The 20,044-nt window shown below is 75.7% G+C and carries 18 protein-coding genes and 1 pseudogene; 10 read left to right on the forward strand and 9 right to left on the reverse strand.

Translation table 11 applies throughout. From position 1 onward, the window contains the following. Positions 1-1,181, reverse strand: a pseudogene (locus tag DZF91_RS36500) (glycoside hydrolase family 65 protein); the annotation flags it as partial. Between the two features lie 195 nt (positions 1,182-1,376). Between DZF91_RS36500 and DZF91_RS36505 the strand changes: the two are divergent. From DZF91_RS36505 to DZF91_RS36535, 7 genes are all read left to right on the forward strand, one after another. Then, complete coding sequence (locus DZF91_RS36505) at positions 1,377-2,276, forward strand: universal stress protein (protein ID WP_117361590.1); 900 nt, start codon at positions 1,377-1,379, stop codon at positions 2,274-2,276. A gap of 206 nt (positions 2,277-2,482) precedes the next feature. Next, positions 2,483-3,613, forward strand: a complete 1,131-nt coding sequence (locus tag DZF91_RS36510) for an Acg family FMN-binding oxidoreductase (RefSeq protein WP_199487133.1) — start codon at positions 2,483-2,485, stop codon at positions 3,611-3,613. A 112-nt stretch (positions 3,614-3,725) separates the two neighbouring features. Further along, positions 3,726-6,449 carry a bifunctional acetate--CoA ligase family protein/GNAT family N-acetyltransferase gene (locus DZF91_RS36515; RefSeq protein ID WP_117361591.1) on the forward strand — a complete coding sequence of 908 codons (2,724 nt, stop codon included), beginning with the start codon at positions 3,726-3,728 and terminating at the stop codon, positions 6,447-6,449. A gap of 194 nt (positions 6,450-6,643) precedes the next feature. Continuing rightward, entirely contained in the window at positions 6,644-7,075 is a 432-nt protein-coding gene (locus DZF91_RS36520; RefSeq protein WP_117361592.1) for an SRPBCC domain-containing protein, read from the forward strand. 136 nt (positions 7,076-7,211) lie between these two features. Then, on the forward strand, positions 7,212-7,586 hold the full coding sequence (locus tag DZF91_RS36525; protein WP_235834824.1) for an ArsR/SmtB family transcription factor: 375 nt from the start codon (positions 7,212-7,214) through the stop codon (positions 7,584-7,586). Positions 7,587-7,596: 10 nt separating this feature from the next. Beyond that, complete coding sequence (locus DZF91_RS36530; RefSeq protein WP_117361593.1) at positions 7,597-8,262, forward strand: DUF899 domain-containing protein; 666 nt, start codon at positions 7,597-7,599, stop codon at positions 8,260-8,262. Then, positions 8,232-8,450, forward strand: coding sequence for a hypothetical protein (locus DZF91_RS36535; protein WP_147341550.1), 219 nt, complete (start codon positions 8,232-8,234; stop codon positions 8,448-8,450). The genes DZF91_RS36530 and DZF91_RS36535 overlap by 31 nt, the downstream gene beginning before the upstream one ends. 141 nt (positions 8,451-8,591) lie before the next feature. Here the strand turns inward: DZF91_RS36535 and DZF91_RS36540 are convergent, their stop codons facing one another. The 6 genes from DZF91_RS36540 to DZF91_RS36565 all read right to left on the reverse strand — a co-directional run bounded on the left by DZF91_RS36540 (position 8,592) and on the right by DZF91_RS36565 (position 14,683). Beyond that, positions 8,592-9,323 carry a GNAT family N-acetyltransferase gene (locus tag DZF91_RS36540; RefSeq protein ID WP_117361595.1) on the reverse strand — a complete coding sequence of 244 codons (732 nt, stop codon included), beginning with the start codon at positions 9,321-9,323 and terminating at the stop codon, positions 8,592-8,594. A 47-nt stretch (positions 9,324-9,370) separates the two neighbouring features. Next, a complete protein-coding gene (locus DZF91_RS36545; protein ID WP_117361596.1) occupies positions 9,371-9,718 on the reverse strand; it encodes a VOC family protein in 348 nt (115 codons plus the stop codon). Positions 9,719-9,800: 82 nt separating this feature from the next. Further along, positions 9,801-10,640 carry a GNAT family N-acetyltransferase gene (locus tag DZF91_RS36550; RefSeq protein WP_117361606.1) on the reverse strand — a complete coding sequence of 280 codons (840 nt, stop codon included), beginning with the start codon at positions 10,638-10,640 and terminating at the stop codon, positions 9,801-9,803. Between the two features lie 10 nt (positions 10,641-10,650). Next, on the reverse strand, positions 10,651-12,423 hold the full coding sequence (locus DZF91_RS36555; RefSeq protein ID WP_117361597.1) for a CocE/NonD family hydrolase: 1,773 nt from the start codon (positions 12,421-12,423) through the stop codon (positions 10,651-10,653). 62 nt (positions 12,424-12,485) lie between these two features. Further along, a complete protein-coding gene (locus DZF91_RS36560; RefSeq protein ID WP_117361598.1) occupies positions 12,486-13,424 on the reverse strand; it encodes an acyl-CoA dehydrogenase family protein in 939 nt (312 codons plus the stop codon). Between the two features lie 2 nt (positions 13,425-13,426). After that, positions 13,427-14,683, reverse strand: a complete 1,257-nt coding sequence (locus DZF91_RS36565; protein WP_117361599.1) for an acyl-CoA dehydrogenase family protein — start codon at positions 14,681-14,683, stop codon at positions 13,427-13,429. A 171-nt stretch (positions 14,684-14,854) separates the two neighbouring features. Between DZF91_RS36565 and DZF91_RS36570 the strand changes: the two genes are divergently transcribed. The 3 genes from DZF91_RS36570 to DZF91_RS36580 all read left to right on the forward strand — a co-directional run bounded on the left by DZF91_RS36570 (position 14,855) and on the right by DZF91_RS36580 (position 17,189). Beyond that, positions 14,855-15,109 carry a hypothetical protein gene (locus DZF91_RS36570; RefSeq protein WP_117361600.1) on the forward strand — a complete coding sequence of 85 codons (255 nt, stop codon included), beginning with the start codon at positions 14,855-14,857 and terminating at the stop codon, positions 15,107-15,109. Between the two features lie 165 nt (positions 15,110-15,274). Beyond that, positions 15,275-15,895: an RNA polymerase sigma factor gene (locus tag DZF91_RS36575; RefSeq protein WP_117361601.1), complete on the forward strand. Its 621-nt coding sequence runs from the start codon at positions 15,275-15,277 to the stop codon at positions 15,893-15,895. Next, a complete protein-coding gene (locus DZF91_RS36580; protein ID WP_117361602.1) occupies positions 15,888-17,189 on the forward strand; it encodes a hypothetical protein in 1,302 nt (433 codons plus the stop codon). The genes DZF91_RS36575 and DZF91_RS36580 overlap by 8 nt, the downstream gene beginning before the upstream one ends. Positions 17,190-17,226: 37 nt before the next feature. Here DZF91_RS36580 and DZF91_RS36585 read toward each other — a convergent pair whose 3' ends face one another. Together DZF91_RS36585 and DZF91_RS36590 are read right to left on the reverse strand one after the other, a co-directional pair. Further along, positions 17,227-18,396: a winged helix DNA-binding domain-containing protein gene (locus tag DZF91_RS36585; RefSeq protein WP_117361603.1), complete on the reverse strand. Its 1,170-nt coding sequence runs from the start codon at positions 18,394-18,396 to the stop codon at positions 17,227-17,229. Positions 18,397-18,526: 130 nt separating this feature from the next. After that, positions 18,527-19,840, reverse strand: a complete 1,314-nt coding sequence (locus tag DZF91_RS36590; protein WP_235834825.1) for a hypothetical protein — start codon at positions 19,838-19,840, stop codon at positions 18,527-18,529. Between the last annotated feature and the right edge of the window lie 204 nt (positions 19,841-20,044).

Here is a 20,044-nt window from a genome sequence, read left to right on the forward strand (position 1 = left end):
CGCCCGCCCGCCCGCGCCGCCGCGCGCCGCGCCGCGGGCAGCCGCCGGTACCGGTACATCAGCAGGGCCTTGGCGATCTCGGGGAAGCGCGTGGTCAGGAACGGCAGGATGAACAGCTCGTCCCAGAAGACGTGGCCGCGGTACGCCTCGCCGTGCAGGCCCCGCGCGGGCACCCCGGCGTCCAGCTCCACGCTGTGCGGCGAGACCGTCTGCAGCAGGTGGAAGATGTGCAGGTTGAGGACGCGCTGCACGTCCGGGTGGTCGATCCTGAGCCGGGCGCGCCGCCACAGGTGGGTCCAGGCGAGCCCGTGCCGCTCCACCAGCGTGTCGAAGTCGCCGGCGTCCCGGACGGCGGCCAGTGCCGCCGCGCCGGGCTCCTCGACGGCGCGGTCCCGCGAGGTGAGGACGGCCGCGACCTTCTCGACCGTCACCGGCTCGCCCCGGACGGCCGCCAGCCGCAGGTCCACCGCCGTCCAGCCCGGTTCGCTCCGCCTCGACGGCTCGGCGGGACGGGACGCGCGGGTGCGGGCCGCCACGGCGACGGCCGTGCGGGACGACAGGGTCGTCGTCCGGAGCGCGGCGAGCGCGGGGTCGTCGGGGTTGAGGGGCGCCTCGCGCGTCAGGTGGGTGCCGGGCAGGTTCCGGTAGCGGGCGACGCCGGTGTTGGCGACCCGGCCGTCCAGCGCGGAGCGGATCTCGAGCGTGCCGGACCAGTCCTCCGGCACGATCGTGGTCTCGAGGGCGGCCAGGCGCGGGTCGTCCATGGAGACGATCCGCCGCTGGGCGAGGCGGAACGTCCGGCCGGCCTCGTCGCGGAAGCGCAGCAGCCGGGTCAGGACGCCTCGGCGCAGGTCCAGTTCCTGTTCGAAGGACAGCAGCCGCCCGTCCCCGGCGACCCGGTCGAGGTCGAACCACTCGCCCCCGGCGGCGCGGAACGTCAGCGGCAGCCAGTTCGGGACGTTGACCAGGTCGGTGTTGTCGGCCCGGCGCCCGGCGACCTCGGCCACGAGCCGGTCGTAGCAGCCCGCCACGTAGGTCCCCGGGTAGTGCACCGCGTCCGCGGCCGACTCGGGAGCCGCGCCGCGCGTGGCGAAACGGCCGTTGCCCAGCGTGCACAGCGCCTCGCGCAGGCGCTCGGAGGCGGGGTCGTAGCCGTCGTAGGCGAGGATCCACTGGTCCATGCGGTCCCTTTCGCCTCGTGGTTCGAGGCGGATACCGGGAGGATGCCCGTTTCGGCGCGGTCTCATCTCCTGTTCCCGAGGACTCCGCTGTTCCGGAAGCCTTCCGCCGTCCCGCCGGCACTTTCCCCCACTTCCGTCTGCGTCCGGCCGGCGCTGGGTATCAACCGGAGTGCCGTCTCGGGGGAGGGGTCGAGGATGGGTGGACTGGACAGAGCCCAGAGGGCGCGGGTGCTGCTCGGCTACGACGCCTCGGAGGACAACGAGCCCGCCCTGGCCTGGGCGGCCGAGGAGGCGCGGCTGCGCGGCCTGGAGCTGGTCATCTGCCACTGCTGGCACTGGCCGTACCCCGCCGGGTACGTGGACCGCGACGTGGAGTCGATCGTCCGGCGGGCCGGGGAGACGCTCCTCAAGGACGCCGGGGAGAAGGCGCGCGGGCTGGGCGCGGCGGGGCCCGTCACCGTCCGGCTGCGTCCCAAGCCCGTCGCGGACGCGCTGGTGGCGGAGTCGGAGGAGGCGGAGCTGATCGTCGTCGGCTCGCACGAACGGCACCGCCTGCCGGTCGGGTCCACCGCGCTGCAGCTCCCCGTCCGGGCGCACCGGCCCGTGGTGGTCGTCCGCCGCGACGGCCGTGTCGGCCGTGTCGGCCATGTCCGGGGCGGTGTTCCGGGCCGCGTGGTCGCCGGGGTGGACGGGTCGCCGGGCGGCCACGCGGCGCTGGGGTTCGCCGTCGAGGAGGCCGTGCTGCGGGGCTGGGAGGTCCGCGTCGTGTACGGGGTGTGGGAGCCGGGAGCGGTGGACGAGTCCGAACTGCCGCTGTTCGGCGACAAGGAGCGGCTCGTCCGGGTGCGCACGGCGGTCCTGGAGCGGGCCGTCGCGCCGTGGCGCGAACGGTACCCGGAGGCGCACGTGCGGGTCGCGGCGGTGCTCGACCGTCCCCGCGAGGCCCTGCTGGAGGCGGCGGAGGACGCCGACCTGATCGTGGTGGGCGACCGCGGCACCGGGAGCCTCGCCCCTCTGCTCCTCGGGTCGACGAGCTCGGCGATGCTCCAGCACGCGCCCTGCACGGTCGCCGTCGTCCCGTCCTCGGCGCCCTGACTCCCGGCCGGACGCTCCTGCACCGGGCGATTTCTTTGTCGCTTTTTTGCTTGGGGTGAGGGAGGCGGGGCGCGGCCGTCCCGAGGCCCGCGCAGGCCGCCTGTGCACCCGGTCGGGCGGGGCCCGACCGCGGACTTTCGGCCCTTTTGCCCAGGGTGCGCGGGGTGGTGGACTGAGAACGGCGGGCTCAAGGAGAGGAGCGACCGATGCAGACCGGCGACATGCAGACCGGCGACATGCAGACCGGCGACAGCGCGGCGATCGGGCTCGACGTCGTCCGCGGCGCGGTGGCGGACGCGGTCCGGGCGCCGTCGGTGCACAACACCCAGCCGTGGCGCTTCGGCGTGCGCGGATCCCGGATCTCCCTGCGGGCCGACCCCGACCGGCGGCTGGACGTCGCCGACCCGTACGGCCGCGAGATGCTGATCAGCTGCGGCGCGGCCCTCTACAACCTGCGCCTGGCGCTGCGGAAACGCGGGTACGAGCCGGACGTGCGGCTGCTGCCCGACGCGGACCGCCCGTACCTGCTGGCCGACGTCGAGGCGCGGGCCGTCCGCGACCCGGTGCCCGACGAGACCGGCCGGGAGTACGCGCAGATCGCGCGGCGGCACAGCCACCGCGGCGGGTTCCGGCCCGATCCGGTGCCGGCCGGGGTGGTCGAGGACCTCGCCCGGGCCGCCGACCGGGAGGGGGCACGGCTCATCGAGGCCGCCGACGTCCACGTCACGGGCGCGCTCGCCGCGCTGACCGGCGCCGCCGAGCACATCCAGCGCCGCACGCCCGCCTACATGTCGGAGCTGGTGCGCTGGGCTCCGTCGCCCGCGAGCACCCGCCGGGACGGCGTCCAGCCGGAGGCCTACCCGAAGCAGACGCCGCGCATGGAACCGGACTTCGCGGCGCGCGACTTCGCCCGCGGCCACGGATGGGGCGCCGACCCGCGCGACGGCGAGGCCGGGCAGAGCGCCGAGGCCGGGCAGGGCGAGACCGGGCAAGGCAAGGTCCGGCAGGGCGAGGCGGAGCAAAGCGAGAGCGGAGGGGCCGAGGACGATGGGGCGACGGGCGTCGTGCTGCTGCTCGTCACGGCCGGGGACGGGCCGGACGCGTGGCTGCGCGCGGGCGAGGCGCTGGAGCGCGTCCTGCTGGTCGCCGCCGGGCACGGCCTGGCCGCCGCGTACCACACGCAGGCCATGCAGGTCCCTGAGCTGCGCGAATCCGTCCGCGCCCACTTCTGCGACGGGGCGTACCCGCAGCTGCTCCTGCGGTTCGGCGTCCCGGCGCGCCGCGACCCGGCGTCCGTCCGGCGGCCGGTCGAGGACGTCATGGTCGTGGAGCCGTGACCCCCGGCGCCCCGACATGCCGGGACGCGCCCGTTCCGCGAGGACCGAAGGTCCCTGAGGATGTGACGTTCGGTGGACTGATCGGACGGTCCCGCCGCCGGAGGATGGGGGCATGAGAGCACAGACGTCCAGCGGCCGGGTGTACGCGTTGCTCACCGACGGCTCGCAGGTGGAGATCAGGCGGCTCACCGCGGACGACCGCGAGGCGGTCCGCGCGCTGCACCGGGGACTCAGCGACGAGAGCCTTTACCGGCGGTTCTTCGGGTTGAACCGGGCGATGGCCGACCAGGTCGCCGACCAGGTCTGCCGTCCGGACTCGCCGGAGCACGCCGCGCTGGGGGCGTGGCTGCGCGGCGAGCTGGTGGGCGTCGCGGGGTACGAGGCGTCCGACGTGCCGGACGAGGCGGAGATCGCGATGGCCGTCGCCGACCGGACGCACCACCGCGGTGTCGGCACCCTGCTGCTGGAGCACCTGGGCTCGCTGGCCCGGGAGCGCGGGATCGTGGCGTTCCGGGCCGACACCCTCGCCGAGAACGGCGCGATGCTGCGGGTCTTCGCCGACGCCGGGATGCCCGCCAGGCGGCGCGCCACGTCCGGCGTCGTGGAGATCACGATGCCGCTGGTGACCGACGAGCGGTACCTGGACGCGGTGGCCGAGCGGGAGCGCAACACGACGGTGGTCAGCCTCGCGCCGCTGCTGCGTCCGCGGGCGGTCGTGGTCGTCGGCGCGAGCCGCCGCACCGGGACGGTGGGGACGGCGCTGCTGCGGAGCATCCGGGACGGCGGTTTCGCTGGGCCGCTGTACGCGGTCAACCCGCACGCCGCCGGGACCGAGCTGCACGGCGTGCCCTGCGTGGCGTCCCTCTCCGACCTGCCCGGCCCGGTCGATCTCGCGGTCGTCGCTGTCCCGGCGGACGCGCTGGCCGGGGTGGCGGCCGAGTGCGGGGCGGCGGGCGTCCGGGGCCTCGTCGCGATCACGTCCGGGCTGTCCGAGCGGCAGGGCGCCGAACTGCTGGCGACCTGCCGGGAGCACGGCATCCGGCTGGTCGGGCCCAACTGCCTCGGAGTGGCCGAGACGTCCGGCGTGACGGACGCGTCGGAGGCATCGGACGCACCGGCGGCGTCGGGCGCGTCGGACGTGTCGGACGCGCCGCACGCGACCGGTCCGCTGAACGCGACCTTCGCCGCCCGGCCGCCCGCGCGCGGCGTCGCCGGGGTGGCGGTGCAGTCGGGCGGCGTCGGCATCGCGCTGCTCGACCACCTCTCCCGCCTCGGCATCGGCGTGTCGTCCTTCGCGTCCCTGGGCGACAAGTACGACGTCAGCGCCAACGACATGCTCATGTGGTGGGAGTCGGACGAGACCACGCGGCTGGGCCTGCTGCACGTGGAGTCGTTCGGCAGCCCCCGCAAGTTCGCCCGGACGGCCCGCCGGGTGGCCGCGCGGATGCCGCTGCTGACCGTCCTCGCCGGACGGTCGGACCCCGGGACCCGCGCGGCGGCCTCGCACACCGCCGCCGCCGCGACGCCGGAGGCGACCCGCCGCGCGCTGTTCGAGCAGGCGGGCATCGTCGCGACCGACGACCTGGGCGAGCTGGTGGACGCCGCCGCGGTGCTGGCGACCCAGGCGCCGCCGTCCGGGCCGCGCGTCGCGGTGGTGTCCAACGCCGGGGGCGCGGGCGTCCTCACCGCCGACGCCTGCACCGACGCGGGCCTCGCCGTCCCGGACCTCGCCCCGGCCACGCGGCGCGCGCTCGCCGAGGCGCTTCCCGCCGGTGCCGCCGTGACCGATCCGGTGGACACCACGGCCGCCGTCTCCGCCGAGGCGTTCCGCCGCGCGATCGACCTGCTCGCCGCCGACGACTCCGTGGACGCCGTCATCGCCGTCGTGGCGCCGACCGCCCTCGGCGAGCTGACCGGAGCCCTGGACGGCTGCGCGAAGCCGATCGCCGCCGTCGTCCTCGGCCAGCCGGAGAGCGTGCTGGTCACGGAGCGGGGCGTGCCGTCCTACGCCTACCCGGAGAACGCCGCCCGCGCGCTGGCGCACGCCTGGTCCTACGCCCGGCGCCGCGACCGGGCGCCGGGCCTGCCACCGGAGCTGCCCGGACTGCACACCGGGCGGGCGGCGGCCCTCATCGAGGGCTTCCTGAAGGTCGCGCCGGACGGCGGCTGGCTGCCGCCCGTTCCGACGTTCGAGCTGCTGGAGTCCTACGGCCTGCCCCTCGCGCCGTGGCGGGTGGCGCGCGGCGAGCGGGAGGCCGTCGCGGCGTCCGCCGAGATCGGCGGCCCGGTGGTGCTCAAGGCCGACGTCGAGGGCGTGGTGCACAAGACGGCGGCGGGCGCGCTGCGTCTGGACCTGCGCGGGGAGCGGGCCGTCCGCGACGCGTACCGGAGCCTGGCCGACGGGTTCGGGGACCGGCTCCGGGCGGTGGTGGTGCAGGCGATGGCCGCCGAGGGCGTGGAGGTGCTGTGCGGCGCCGTCCAGGACGACGTGTTCGGCCCCGTCGTGATCTTCGGTGCCGGGGGCGTGGACACCGAGGCCCTCGCCGACCGCGCCGCCAGGCTGGCTCCTCTCACCGAGCGGGAGGCCGAGGAGTTGGCGGGCGCGCCCCGGGTGGCGGCGGTCCTGGCGGGCCACGCCGCGCGTCCCGCCGGGGACCTCCCCGCGCTGCGCGACGCGCTGCTGCGCCTCTCCAGGCTCGTGGCCGACCACCAGGAGATCGCCGAACTCGACCTCAACCCGGTGATCGTCCGCCCGGACGGGATCGTGGCCGTCGACGCCCGCGTCCGCCTGGCGCCGCACCGCGTCTGGGACCCCTACCTGCGCCGTCTGCGCTGAGTCGCCCCGGCCCGCCCCGAGCCCCTTCCCGGCCCGCCCCAAGCCCCTTCCCGGCCCGCCTCCGGCGCGGACGGGGAGGGGCTTCTCGCCGCCGCGGCCCGCTTCCGGCACGGAACCTCCGGGCGGTCGCCCATTGACGCAACCGGTTGGTTGCCATAGTGTCGCAACCAATCGGTTGCCACTGGGAGGGCGTCATGGGATTTCCGGATCGGATCGAGCGCAGCATCGACCTCGCGCACCCGCCCGCGAAGGTGTGGGACGCGCTCACCACGGCCGACGGGCTGGCCGCGTGGTTCGCCGTGGCCGCCGGCATCGAGCTGGAGCCCGGCGGCGCGGCGTGGATGCGGTTCGGCGACGGCACGTCGCGGCGCCTGCGGGTCGAGCGCGTCGAGAAGCCGGCGGTGTTCGGGTTCACCTGGCAGATCTTCGGCCTGCCCGACGACGACCCGCGCCGCACCTACGTGGAGTTCACCCTCGAGCCGTCCGGTGGCGGGACCCGGCTGACGGTCGTCGAGACGGGCTTCGCGCAGCTCCCCGAGGGCGAGCACGCCAAGGCGTTCGGCGGGAACACCGACGGCTGGGCGGCCCAGTTCCGCAACCTCACCGGCCACCTCGATGCGGCCTGATGCCGGACGACCCGACGGCCCGGCCTCCGGACCCGGTCCCGGCCCGGCGTCCGGCGTAAGCCCCGGAGCGCGCCCGGCCACGGACGCGGAGACGGGCGCGGAGCCGGCAGCGGTATCGGACGCCGGGTCGGACGCGGTGTCGGACGGGGTGTCGGACGCCGGGTCGGACGCGGTGTCGGACGCCGGGTCGGACGACGAGGCGGTCGCCGAGCAGGTCTTCACCGCGCTGGCCGACCCCACCCGGCGCGCCCTCCTGGCGGAGCTGGCCGCGGGCGGCCCGGCCACCGCGACCGACCTCGCCGCGCGCCTTCCGATCACCCGGCAGGCCGTCGCCAAGCACATCGCCCTGCTCGCCGACGCGGGGCTGGTGACGGCCGAACCGGGGGAGCGGCGCCGCGTCCGGTACCGGCTCCGCTCCGCCCCCATGCGGGTGGCACAGCGGTACCTCGCCGCCCTCGCCCGCGACTGGGACGGCCCCCTGGCCGCCCTGCGCGACCATCTCGACACCTAGGAGAACCCCCATGAAGATCGCACCCGTCGTCTCCCGCGAGGAGTGGGAGGCGGCGCGCGAGCGCCTGCTCGTCCAGGAGAAGGAGCTCACCCGGGCCCGGGACGCGCTCGCGGCGCGGCGCCGCCGGATGCCGTGGCTGCGCGTCGACGAGCCGTACGTGCTCGACGGCCCGGACGGCGAGGTAAGCCTGCTCGACCTGTTCGAGGGCCGCCGCCAGCTGATCGTCTACCGCGCGTTCTTCGAGCCGGGCGTCGGCGACTGGCCGAACCGGCCCTGCCCCGGCTGCTCGCTGGTCGCCGACCAGGTGGCGCACACGGCCCACCTGAACGCCCGCGACACGACGCTCGCGTTCGCGTCCCGCGCCCCGCAGCCGGAGATCACGCGGATGAAGGACCGCATGGGCTGGACGATGCCCTGGTACACGATCACCGACGGCTTCGACGTCGACCACGGCGTGGACGAATGGCACGGCACGAACGCGTTCATCCGCGACGGCGACACCGTCTACCGCACCTACTTCGTCAACAAGCGGGGCGACGAGGCCATGGGCGGCACCTGGGCCTACCTGGACATCACCGCCCTCGGCCGCCAGGAGACCTGGGAGGACTCACCCGAGGGGCATGAGCAGACCCCGCCCTACCAGTGGTGGAACTGGCACGACTCCTACGGTTCCTGACCGGCGCCGCACGCGGCGGGAGGAGCGCCTTCTTCCGGGAAGAGCTGCTCACCTACTTCCCCGAACTGGGAGAGAACCCTCTTCTGGTCGACGAGATCCTCGGCATGGCCGAGTACGCGGTGGAGTCGGGTACTACCGGGACGACCGTGACCTGCGGTGGAGCCGGAGCGTTGACCCGGGTGCGCTGAACTGGGAGGAATTCCTCCGCTCGACCAATTGGCGCGGCGATCGAGTCTCTTTCGGAGGCTAGTGCCGCGTCATGCGGTGCCGATCACGCCTGGCCATCCCGGTCATGCCAGGCCATGCCGGTCATGTCGGTCGTCCGGGCGTCACGTCGTCCGGAGGGAGTGGCGGACCCAGACGTTCGGCTCCACATAGACGGCGTGGTCGTGGTCGAGGGAGCAGGACACCGGGACGAGCGCCTGGGGCACCTCGACGGGGCCGGGGGTGTCGAACGGGAGGCCCGTCCAGTCGCGCCACTGGGCGAGCGAGCCGGCGACCACCATGGACGCGGGGGCGACCGAGTCGATGACGCCGCCCGCGCGGACGTGGACGCGGAGCCAGGGGTCGTGCGGCAGGCCGTCCGCGCGGGTGCGGTGCGCGTACTCGGCCATCGGCGTCCTCGGCTCCAGGTGCTTGGCGTTCGGCCGGACGGGCGCGACCAGTTCGCCGAACCCGCGCGCCGCGGCGTTGTCGCGCATCGCCGCGAGCATCGTGCCGGACAGGCCCGTGCCGCGGCGGTCGCCGCGGATGGTGATCTCGATGGCGCTGACCGTGTCGGGCCCCGTCCCGGCGGTCCGGTCGTGGAACGCCCAGATCATCACCTGGTCCCAGCCCGTGCCGGGGAGCGGGCCGCGGGACCGGAACGGGACGCTGAAGCCCCGGGCGACCAGCTCGCCGTCCGCGGTCGCGACGATCACGAACTCGGGGAAGAGCCGGGGGATGTCCGCCCACCGCGCCTGGGTGACCGGGTCGTATCCGGTGAAGCCGGGCCATTCCCCGCTCAGCTCCGGCAGGGCCCGCTCCAGTTCCGGCCGTTCCGCCAACGTCGTGATCTCCATCCAGGCAGGTTACAGCCGTTTTGGGTGATGTTTCCGGCGGCCCGGTGTCAGCCCGCGGAGGGGCTGCCGCCGAAGGAGAACTCGTTGCCGTCCGGGTCGCGGAACGTGGCCTTGCGGACGCCGTTCTCCAGGGTCTCCCGGCTGGCCGGGACCAGGCCGCGCACCAGGACCGCCGCCAGCCGCACGTCGAAGTCCGCGGTGAACACCGTGGTCAGGGAGTGCCCGGCGCGTTCGGGCAGGTGGACGACGTAGACGTAGCGGTGCTCGGCGACCTCCCACACCGCCTCGGCGTCGTTCGGCTCGAACGCCGGCGGCGAGCCGAACAGCCGCTCGTACCACGCCAGCGCCGCCGGATAGTCGCTGACCGCGATGCCCGCGAACAAGTCGATGGTCATACCGCGATCCTAGGAAGCGCGGCGGCGGCGCACCCCCGGATCGGCGGGACCGGACGCGGGCCGGTGCGAACCTTTCCCCGCGTCAGCCGTTCCCCTCACCGAACCCGAGGAGCAGCCGGTCGGTGACCGGACGGTAGCCGACGGCCCGGTAGATGCCGTTGCTGGTCGGGTTCGACAGGTCGGTGAACAGCACGATGTGCCGGACGCCGGCGTCCAGCGCCGAACGGGTGACGGCGGCGGTCACCGCGGCGCCGTAACCGCGGCGGCGGTGCGCGGGCCGCGTGTAGACGGGCGCGACGCGCGACATGCCGTCCAGCGCGGGTGTGCGCCCGGCCATCGCCACCGGCTCGCCGTCCACCTCCCAGAGGACGACGCAGCCCGTGCGCAGGCGCTCCTCCATGACGGCGACGGGCGCCGCGCCGCCCGCCTCGGCGGTGAACTCGTCCAGCCAACCCAGGACGAGCGGCGCGTCGGCGGCCCGGGCGGTCCCCGCCGCGCCGGGCGGCGTCGGACGCGGCGGGACCAGCGTCTCCAGCCGGTACAGGCGCTGCTGCATCAGCGTCCAGGGCACCGCGCCCGTCCGCCGCTCCCACGCGGCCGCGAACGCGGCGGCGGCGGACGGTTCGGCGTTCACGCCGCTGGGGTCGAACGTCAGGGTCTCGGCGAGCGCGCGGGCCGCGTCGTCCGGCGCGGCGGTGAGCAGGATGGGGAACGTCGGGGTGCAGAGGAACGCCGCGACCGGCTCCGCGCCGCCGAACCATCCGAAGACGGGGTCGGCCGTCCCGTAGGCGTGCGGGCCGGTGTGGCGCAGCGTGTCGAGGATGGTCAGGTGGGTGGTGTTCCGGGCCGGGTCGGCGCGCAGCAGGGCGCCGGCCGCCGCGTCGAACGCGTCCGGATCGCCGGTGAACCGCCAGCCGTCCATGCCCGGCACCCTACTCGGCCGCCGCGCCGCCGCCCCGTCTTTCCGCGACCGGCGGCTCCGCCTGGGGCTCGGTGTCGGGTTCCGTGGCGGGTTCGGTGTCCGGCTCCGCACCAGGATCCGCGACCGCGGCCTCGGGTCCGCGCCCGGCCAGCGGCAGGATGATCGCGGACGGCCGGTCCGGGTCGTGGAAGACCTCCTGGTCGGCCGGGACGGCGGGCCGCGCCGGACCGGCCAGCGGGGCGCCGGTGCCGGGGTTCACCGCCACCTTGGGGTAGGCCCCGCTGGTCACGTGGACGCGGACGCGGTGCCCCCGCCGGAACCGCCGCGCGGTCGGCCACAGGTCCACGACCGCGCGGCGCACGCCGTCGCCGTCCGCGGGGTGCGCGGGCGTCAGCCGCAGCCCACCCTCGCAGACGTTGCGGGAGACGCCGTCCGCGTCCACGTCGCACAGCCGGACGACCAGGTCGGTGTGCGGACGGCTCGACCGCAGGAAGACCTCCGCCGACACCGGGCCGATCACCTCCAGGTCGCGGGTCAGCGGCGGCGAGGTGAACACCAGCACGTCGGGCCGCCGCTCCAGCGGGCGGTTGTCGACGGGCTTGGAGCTGCCGAGCAGCGTCGGGCCGCCGAGGGCGGGTGTCGGACGCGCCGGGTCGTACCGGTAGGTGCTGGGCCGGTGCGGGAGCGGACCGTCCGGGCCGAGTCCACCGCCCCGGTGCAGGTGCCACCGCTCCCGGCGCATGCCCGGCGGCGGCCAGTCGCGGTAGTCGCGCCACTCGCGCGCCCCGGTGACGTAGAGCCGCACGGGGTGGGTCCGCAGGCCGGACGTGGCGCCCAGCAGGTGCGCGCGGAACCACGCGAGCGATTCCCGGAAGGCGACGAGCCCGTGCCGGGCGTCGGCGTGCCACCACGGGCCGATCGTCAGGTACGGCCGGTGCCCGGCGGCGCGCAACGCGAGATAGTCCTTGATCTCCCACGGCAGGAACACGTCGTACCAGCCGCCGAGGAGCGTGACCGGAGCCTCGACCTGTCCGACGGTTTCGGAGAAGTCGCGGCGCAGCCAGTAGTCGGTGCCGTCCGCGTGGGCGGCGAGCAGGTCCTGGTAGAACCGCATGGGCGCGCCGCCGGTCAGGACGTCCAGTTCGGCGAGCGGACGCAGCGACGCGGCGGCCCGCAGCGCCCGGCGGCGCGACACCAGCGGCGCGGTGAGCAGGCCCAGGCGGCCGGTCTGGCTGTGCGTCAGGTGCGTCCAGGTCAGCGTGGACTCCAGCGCGAACGACCCGCCGACATACGCGGCGTCGCGGAACGACGACGCCGTCACCTGCAGCGCCATCGCCCTGAGCTCCGGCCCCGCGTCCGCCGCGATCGCCCACGCCGAATATCCCAGGTAGGACGCCCCGTACAGGCCGAGCGTCCCGCCGAACCAGGGCTGCTCGCGCAGCCACCGCAGGGTCGCGGCGCCGTCGTCGCGCTCGCTCCCGAGCGGGTCGAACTCGCCGCCCGACCCCGAGGTGCCGCGCGCGCTCTGCACGACGAGCTGGAACCCGAACGGCACGAACGGCAGGCCGTTCAGCACCGCCGCCGGGCCGCGCCGTCCGTAGGGGGTGCGGACGAGCAGCGTGGGAGGGTTCCGGACGCCGCGCGGGACGTACCGGTCGGCGAGCAGCGTCACGCCGTCCGGCATGGGCACCGGGATGTCGCGCTGGACGGTGTGGCGCGGCACGCGCGGCGGGAGCTTGGGAACGCGGAGCGGGGGAGTGGGCAGGCGGTCGAAGAGAGCCATGCTTCTCGGCCTCCGGGGGGCTTCTCGGTCTCCGTGGGGGCGCGGTGTCCCTGTCCGCCTTGCTACCAGACGGTGGCGCCCTCCGGTGGCGGGCCGCCCGTCCGGGTGACCTCCTCCCACGGCACGCGCCCGAGCTCACCCAGCCGCCGCGCCCAGTGCGCCTCGCCGCCGAACTCGTCCCGCCACGCCCACAGCCGCGTCGTCAGCGCGCCGAGCGGATGCTCCGAGGTCACCCCGATCGCGCCGTGCACCTGGTGGGCGAGGTCCGCGACCGCTCCCGCCGCGCGCGAGGCGTTCAGCTTCGCCGCCGCGACCGCGAACACGTCGCCCGGGGTGCGCAGCGCGGCCCGCACCGCGACGTCCGCGACGGCGGCCTCCCCGGCCAGCTCGGCGAGCTGCTGCCGGACCGCCTGGAACCGTCCGACCGGCCGCCCGAACTGCTCCCGCTCGCCCGCGTGCCGCACCGTCAGCTCCAGCGCCCGCCGCATCGCCCCGGTGAGCTGGACGGACCGCAGCAGCGCCCCGCGCAGCGCCACGTCCCCGGCCGTGACGGGACACGGCACCGCCGCGAGTTCACCCCGGACCGTCACGTCGTCGCGCGGCTCGCCCGCCACGTTCGTCCCGGGGACGGTCTCGACGTCGTCCGGCGCGACGACGGCGACGCGGTCCCCGTCGAGCACGACGAGCCGGTGCGCGCGCCGGGCCCACGGGACGCGGCGCGCGGACCGTCCCGGCACGACCGTCAGCGGACCCGGCGGCACCGGAAGCGCGGCCGCGGCGAGCAGCCGTCCGGCCAGCAGCGTCTCCGCCAGCGGGACGGCCGCGCCGTGGTACCCCTGCGCCCGCAGCAGGACGGCCGCGTCCGCGAGGTCGCCGCCGCTGCCGCCCGCCTCCTCCGGGACGCCGACGCCCGCCAGCCCCGCCTCCACCAGCGCGGGCCACGGCTCGTCCAGCGCGAGGACCGCGTCGGCGGTCTCCCTGAGCAGCCGGTCGTCGGCCATGGTCAGCCCACCTCCAGGGCCCGCGCGACGATGCCGCGCAGGATCTCGTTCGTCCCGCCCCGCAGCGTGAACCCCGGCGCCTGGACGACGGCCTGCGCGAGCAGCCGAGCGGCTGGGTCGGGGGACACGGGGTCGGGTTCCACGCCGAGCCGGTCGCGCGCCACGTCGATCACCTCGCGTTCGAAACGCGTCCCGAGGTCCTTGACCAGCGCCGCCTCCAGCTCGGGCGCGCGCCCTTCGGCCAGCGCTCCCGCGACCGCCAGCGACGCCTGCCGCAGCGCCCACAGGCGTCCGAGCAGCCGTCCCGACGCGGCCCCCGGAGCCACCGAGCACACCAGCCGGACCAGCGCGAACGTGCTCAGGAACCGCTCCGGGCCGGACCGCTCGTACGCCAGCTCCGCCGTCACCTGCCGCCAGCCCGCACCCTCCGCGCCCAGCAGCTCGGCCGGCGCGCCGTCGAACACCACCTCGTTGAAGTGGTGCTCACCCGACAGCCCCCGGATCGGACGGACCGTCACGCCGTCCGACGGCAGCTCGACGACGAACTGGCTGAGCCCGTCGTGCCGCGTCGCGCTCGGCGTGCTGCGCGCCAGGACGACGATCGCGTGCGCCAGGTGCGCGCCGCTCGTCCACACCTTCGTCCCGGTCAGCCGCCACCCGCCGCCGTCCCGTTCCGCGCGCGTCCGTTCCGCGGGCGTCCGTTCCGCGCGCGTGGGTTCCGCGGGCGTGCGTTCCGCGCGCGTGGGTTCCGCGGGCGTGGGTTCCGCGGGCGTGGGTTCCGCGCGCGTGGGTTCCGCGCGCGTGGGTTCCGCGCGCGTGCGTTCCGCGCGCGTGCGCACGGACGCCAGGTCCGATCCGGCGTCCGGCTCGCTCATCCCGATCGCGAAGAAGCACTCGCCGCGCGCGATCGCGGGCAGGAACCGCCGCTTCTGCTCCGGCGTCCCGTGCGCGAGGAGGCTCGGCCCCATCTGCCGGTCGGCGATCCAGTGCGCCGCGACCGGCGCGCCCGCCGCGAGCAGCTCCTCGATCACCACGAACCGCTCCAGCGCCGACCGCCCGTGCCCGCCGTACTCGACGGGCAGCGTGATCCCGAGCCAGCCCCGCGCGCCGAGCTCCCGGCTGAACGCCGGGTCCGCGCCGGTCAGCCACGAGTCGCACCGCGGCTCGAACCGCGCCGCCGCCAGGAATCCGCGCACCTCTTCGCGCAGCCGCTCGGCCTCGGGCGGCAGCACCGCGGGTTCCAGCTCGGGCAGCGCCATGGGCCGCACCCCTTTCGAGAGAATCCGCGTTCACGGTAAACCGCCGGTCATCTCCACGTCTCTAATCCGTGACGCCCCTGACAGCTGGACTTCGCGGCGCCTCCCGGCCGGGTGCGGGAAGCAGAAACCCCGCTGCCGCGAAGAACCGATAGAGGTAGCTGAAAGGAAGAGATGAGCGGACCATACGACACCGAGACCGACGTCCATATCGAAGTGCGTGACATCTACGCATCGCACGCCAAACACGGAGTGATGCGCGCCCGGACGCACCACCTCATCACGCGGGTGTGCGCCGAGCACGGCCTGGAGCTGGGCGAGTACGACCGAGAGGTCCTGCGGTGGCTGGCCCGCCAGCCCCCGGAGAGGGTCCAGGTGATCGCGGACCTCATCGACCGCGCCTCCGCCGCCGCCCGGGATCGCGCCTGACCCTCCCGCCCCCCCGATGAGGCGAGCCGTCCGCGCCCCCTGGCGGCTCGCCGCATCGCGGCACTCCCCGAGAAGGGCCGCGCCCCCTGCGGGCAAACACCAGTGTCAGCCCGCCCCGACAGGAGGAGCCGCGATGCCCGGACCACTGGACGGCGGACGGCTCCGATGACCGCGGAGCCGTCCGACGGGGAGATCATCGCGCGGTCCCAGGAGCGGCCGGAGCGGTTCGCCGAGATCTTCGACCGCCACTACACCGAGATCCACCGGTACGTGGACCGCCGTCTCGGCGCCGACGCCGCCGACGACATCGCCGCCGAGACGTTCCTCGTCGCGTTCCGCGCCCGCGCCTCGTACGACCCGGAGCGGACGTCGGCGCGTCCCTGGCTGTACGGGATCGCCACCAACCTCGTCTCCCGGCACCGCCGCGGCGAGATGCGGCGCTACCGGGCGATGGCCCGGATGGACGGCCGGGACGCCGTCGAAGGACACGAGGACCGCGTCGTCAGCGCGGTGACCGCCCAGGACGGCACGCTGAGCGCGGCCCTCGCCGACCTCGCCCACGGCGACCGCGACGTCCTGCTGCTGGTGGCGCTCGCGGAGCTGAGCTACACCGAGGTCGCGCAGGCGCTCGGCATCGCCTACGGGACGGTCTGCTCCCGGCTCAGCCGCGCGCGGAGGAAGGTCCGGGAGGCCCTGCCCCCGCCGCCGCCCCCACCCGCGCCCCGGCCCCGCCCCCGACCGAACCCACAGCCGTCGTCGGCGACCCGAGGAGGAGCCCGTGCCTGACCTGGAGAAGGTGGCCGCCCTCCACCCCGTGGAACGCGAGCCCTCGCCCGCCACCCGCGCCGCCGCCCGCACACGGCTGATGGACGCCATCGCGAGCGAGAACACGACCCGCGAGAACGTCGCGCGCGAGGACGTCAAGCGGGAGGACGTCAAGCGGGAGGACGTCAAGCGGGAGGACGTCACGCGGGAGGACGTCATGCGCGAGGTCGCCGTCCGTGGAAAGGTCGCCGTCCGCGGGAGGGACGGGCGTCGGCGCGGGCGACGCGGGAGGACGGCGGTCCCGGGACGGCCCGCCAAGGCCGGTTTCCTGCTGTTGGCCGGCGCCCTCGCGGCTGCGCTCGTCACACTGTTCTCGCTGGTCACGGGCAATATGCGGGACCCGCTTCCGTACTACGCGATCGAGCCGCTCCACTACCAGGAGGGGGACGCCGCGCGGCTGCTCCTCACCGCGGCGGACGGGGCGGCGAAGTCCTCGCGCACGGGAGGGCTCTGGTACCGGAAGTCGTCCATCGGCATGACCGTCGTCGTCCGCTCCCCGATCCGGCCCGGTGTGACGTACGCCGTGCAGGTCGAGCGGGACGACCATCTCCTCGCCTCGACCGGCGAACCGCATCCGGCACGGGAGGCCCCCGGCAGGCCCTCGGGCGCGGGGACGAAGGCGGCGAGCTGGGAATGGCCGGGAGACCGGCTCACCGTGCGGCCGGTGAGCGCGGTGGACGCGGCCCGCTGGGAGGCGGACGGCAGGCCGGGAGCCGAGGAGTTGGGGGCGGGGCGGCCGGAGCGGTCCCTCGGCCCGGAGATGGGCGCCGACGGCCCGGTCCTCGACTTCGGCGTGGCGGAGGCGCGGCGCCTCCCCGCCGACCCGGCGCGACTGCGGGCGGCGCTGCTCAACTACGCGGTGCGGGTCGGCGGACGGCGCGTCCCGGACCCCGACGCGTACCTGTACCGCGGCGCCTCGTTCCTGCTCGTGGACGCACCCGTCGACGACGCCGTCCGGATCGCGGTCTACCGCCTGCTCGCCGGCCTGCGCGGCGTCCGGACGGTGACCGCGGCCGACGCGACCGGGCGGCGGCGCCAGGGGGTCGCGCTGCGGACGACGTCACCGGAGTACGGCACGATCGACTCCGAACTCCTCATCGACCCCGGGACGGGACGGCTCGTCGCGAGCCAGGAGGTCGTCGTGACGCCCGGCGCCCGCGACGCGGACCTGCGCCCGGGGGACCGGTGGCGCTACGAGGTCGTGCGGCAGGCGGGATGGACGGACCGTCCCGCCGAAAGCCTCCTGCCCCGCTGACCCGCGGCGCAGCCGCCGCCTCCGGCCGAGCGCGTGTTCACGCCGACAGTTCGCGTTCCAGAGGCGTGCGGAACCTCGGGGTGATGCGGACGCCGCCGAGGAACGCGGTCATCCGCTCCGCCTCGGCCTCGACGGCGGCCTTCGCGGCGGCGCCCGCGTCCTCCAGGAGGCGGAACACGACCGCGCCGCCGGCGTCCTGGCTCCAGCCGCCGACGATCCGGCCGTCCCACCACACCGACGGGCCGATGTTGCCGTTGCGGTCGAACAGCGCCGGGACGTGGGCGGGGTCGAGGTAGAAGTCGCGTTCCTTCCATCCCATCGGCGTGGCGTCCAGCGCGGGCAGCAGCGCGGCCCACGGCTCGGGCGCGGGCACCGGCTCCAGGTCGTCGGCGAGGACGAGTCCCGCGTCGGTCTCGGCGGTCTCGAGGTCGGCGAGGGCCTTCTTCACCTCGCCCGCCGTCCAGCCCGTCCACCACTTGACGTCGAGCGCGGTCGCGGGGCCGAACGCGCGCAGGTAGCGGCGGACGACCTCGGCCCGCGCCTCGGGCAGCGGCAGCGCGGGCACGCCGTCCGGCAGCCACGTCTCGATCGGCGACCACACGTACTGGCTGCTGACCCACGTCCCGTTCGGACGGCCCCGGACGATCCGGCCCTCGCAGCCCAGCGTGACCAGCACCCACGTCGTGATGTTGGTCATGCTCTCGTACGACTTGCCGGGGGCGAGGAGGACCTGCGAGCGCAGCCGCGGCTCGGCCGCGCTGAGCTGCGCGCCCGTCGCGGCCCCGAGCTCCAGCAGCGCCCGGTGCGTCGACTCCTCGACGTCGGCGAGCCAGGCGTCCACGTCGTCGCCGCCGAGCCCCCCGTCCGCCATGAGCTTGGTGTACCGGGCGCGCTGCTTGACGGCGAGCGGGTCGGCGACGGCCGCCTGCAGCGCGGGCAGGAAGTCGGTCGGGACGACGAACATCGTGCGGCGCATCGCCAGCAGCCGCAGCAGCGTCCGGTCGTCGTAGAGCGCCTTCTCCACGTGCCCCGGTCCGGTGGTGCGCCCGCGCGCCGCGACCTGGAGGAACACCGACGCCGGGTCGGTGGCGTGGAGGGCGGTCAGCGACCGGGCGACCGCCAGGGGGTCGTCGGTGCGGACGTCCGCGGCGAGCCGGTGCCTGATGCCGAGGCGGGCCCGCCGCTCGGCGACGCTGATCGAACGCATGAGCGAATCCTAGTCGCCGCGTCCCGCCCCCGCACAAGAATGATCACACCGGTCCGGCGGGACGCGGAGCCGGGAGCCCGAGCCGGAAGGCGGAACCGCGAAGGCGGGAGCGGGGGGAGCGGCGGGGGACTCAGTGCGCGAGGCGGGACGCCGCTGACGCCCGCACCTCGGGACTCTCGGCGGTGTCGTGCTCCAGGCGCTGCAACCGGGTCCGGGTCTCCTCGGTGATCGGCGCGGACGCCGCGGCCGTCCGCCGGACCGGTTCCTCGCAGTCCCACAGCCCCTCGACCGTGTAGGACTCGGCGGTGTGCGGCGCGGTGCGGACCAGCGCCCTCAGGATGCGGCGGCGCAGGAACGCGTACTCGGTGTCGGTCCACGCGGACTTCAGCAGCGGGACGGCCTGCCCCGCGCGGAGCCTGCCCAGGCCCTCGACGGGCTCGGCCGCCGCGCCCCACGCCCCGCGCTCCAGCGCGTCGGTCAACTCGTCCATGAGCAGCGGGATGTCCTGCCGGGTGCCGTGGTTGGCGATCATCCGGAGGCCGACGTACGCGCACGGGCCGGAGGACGTCGCCCACACGCGCGCCCGGGGCAGCGCCTCCGGGCCGTAGAACTCGACGGCCTTGCCGACGGCTCCTATCCAGCGCGGCCTGCGCTGCGGCAACAGCTCCTCGGCGAGGTCCAGCAGCGCGGGCGCGCGCCTGCGGCCCAGCTCGAACAGCGCCGCCACGGACGCGTCGTCGCCCTGGCGGGCCAGCTCGACCAGCTCGGTGTCGGAGGGGCCGCCCTCACCACCGCCCACCCCGGCGGCCCCTCCGGCGAGCGCGAACCGGTCCCGCGGGTCGCGCGCCCGGCCCACCGGACGCCGCGCCTTCCGCTCGCGCTCCTTGGCCAGCGCCGCGGCGATGCGCGGCTTGCGCGCCGCCCACATCTCCAGGACGGGGTTGTCCACCTCCCAGGCGAGTTGCGCCAGGTCGTGGTCGTCGCAGCGGCCGTCCGCCAGATCGTCCAGGTCCCACGCCAGCGCCGGATCGCGCAGCCGGACGAGCAGCGTCAGCGCGTCGAACCACTGCGCGCCCTCGTCGGCGTACCGGCGCAGCGGCTCGGCGGCCTCGCGGCGGCTCAGCCGGACCAGGTCCGCGAGCGTCTCCAGCGCCAGCCCGACCCTCAGGCCCGGCCAGCGGCCGTCCTCCTCCAGCAGGTCGTCGGCGTCGAACAGGTGCTCGGCGACCGGACCGACCGGGAGCTCCAGGTCCACCATCAACCGCGCGTAGTACAGGCCGCGCGACTCGCACTGGCGGTCCCATCTCGGATCCCGCCGGAGGCAGTCGTACACGTACTCACCGGCGCCCGGCCGCTCGGCGGCGCGGCGCGCCGCCCTGCCGAGTCCACGCTGGAGCTGCCCGTGAAGGGTGCTCGCCGATTCCACCACGACCTTGTTGTTCACCCCGCCAGAATGCGCACTCGACCAGATATCGGGCAAGTGCTTTCCCGCGCCGCGACCCGTCCGTACCCCACCGGCCACCCCGCCAACCACCGCCGAGCCCCGCCCGCGAGCCCCGCCCGCGACGGCCGCCGGACCCCGTCCGCCGACCACCGCCGGGACCCCCCGACCGCCGGCGGGACCCATCGACCACCGCCGGGCGGGCCG

The organism is Actinomadura logoneensis, assembly GCF_003428695.1.
Lineage (GTDB): Bacteria > Actinomycetota > Actinomycetes > Streptosporangiales > Streptosporangiaceae > Spirillospora > Spirillospora logoneensis.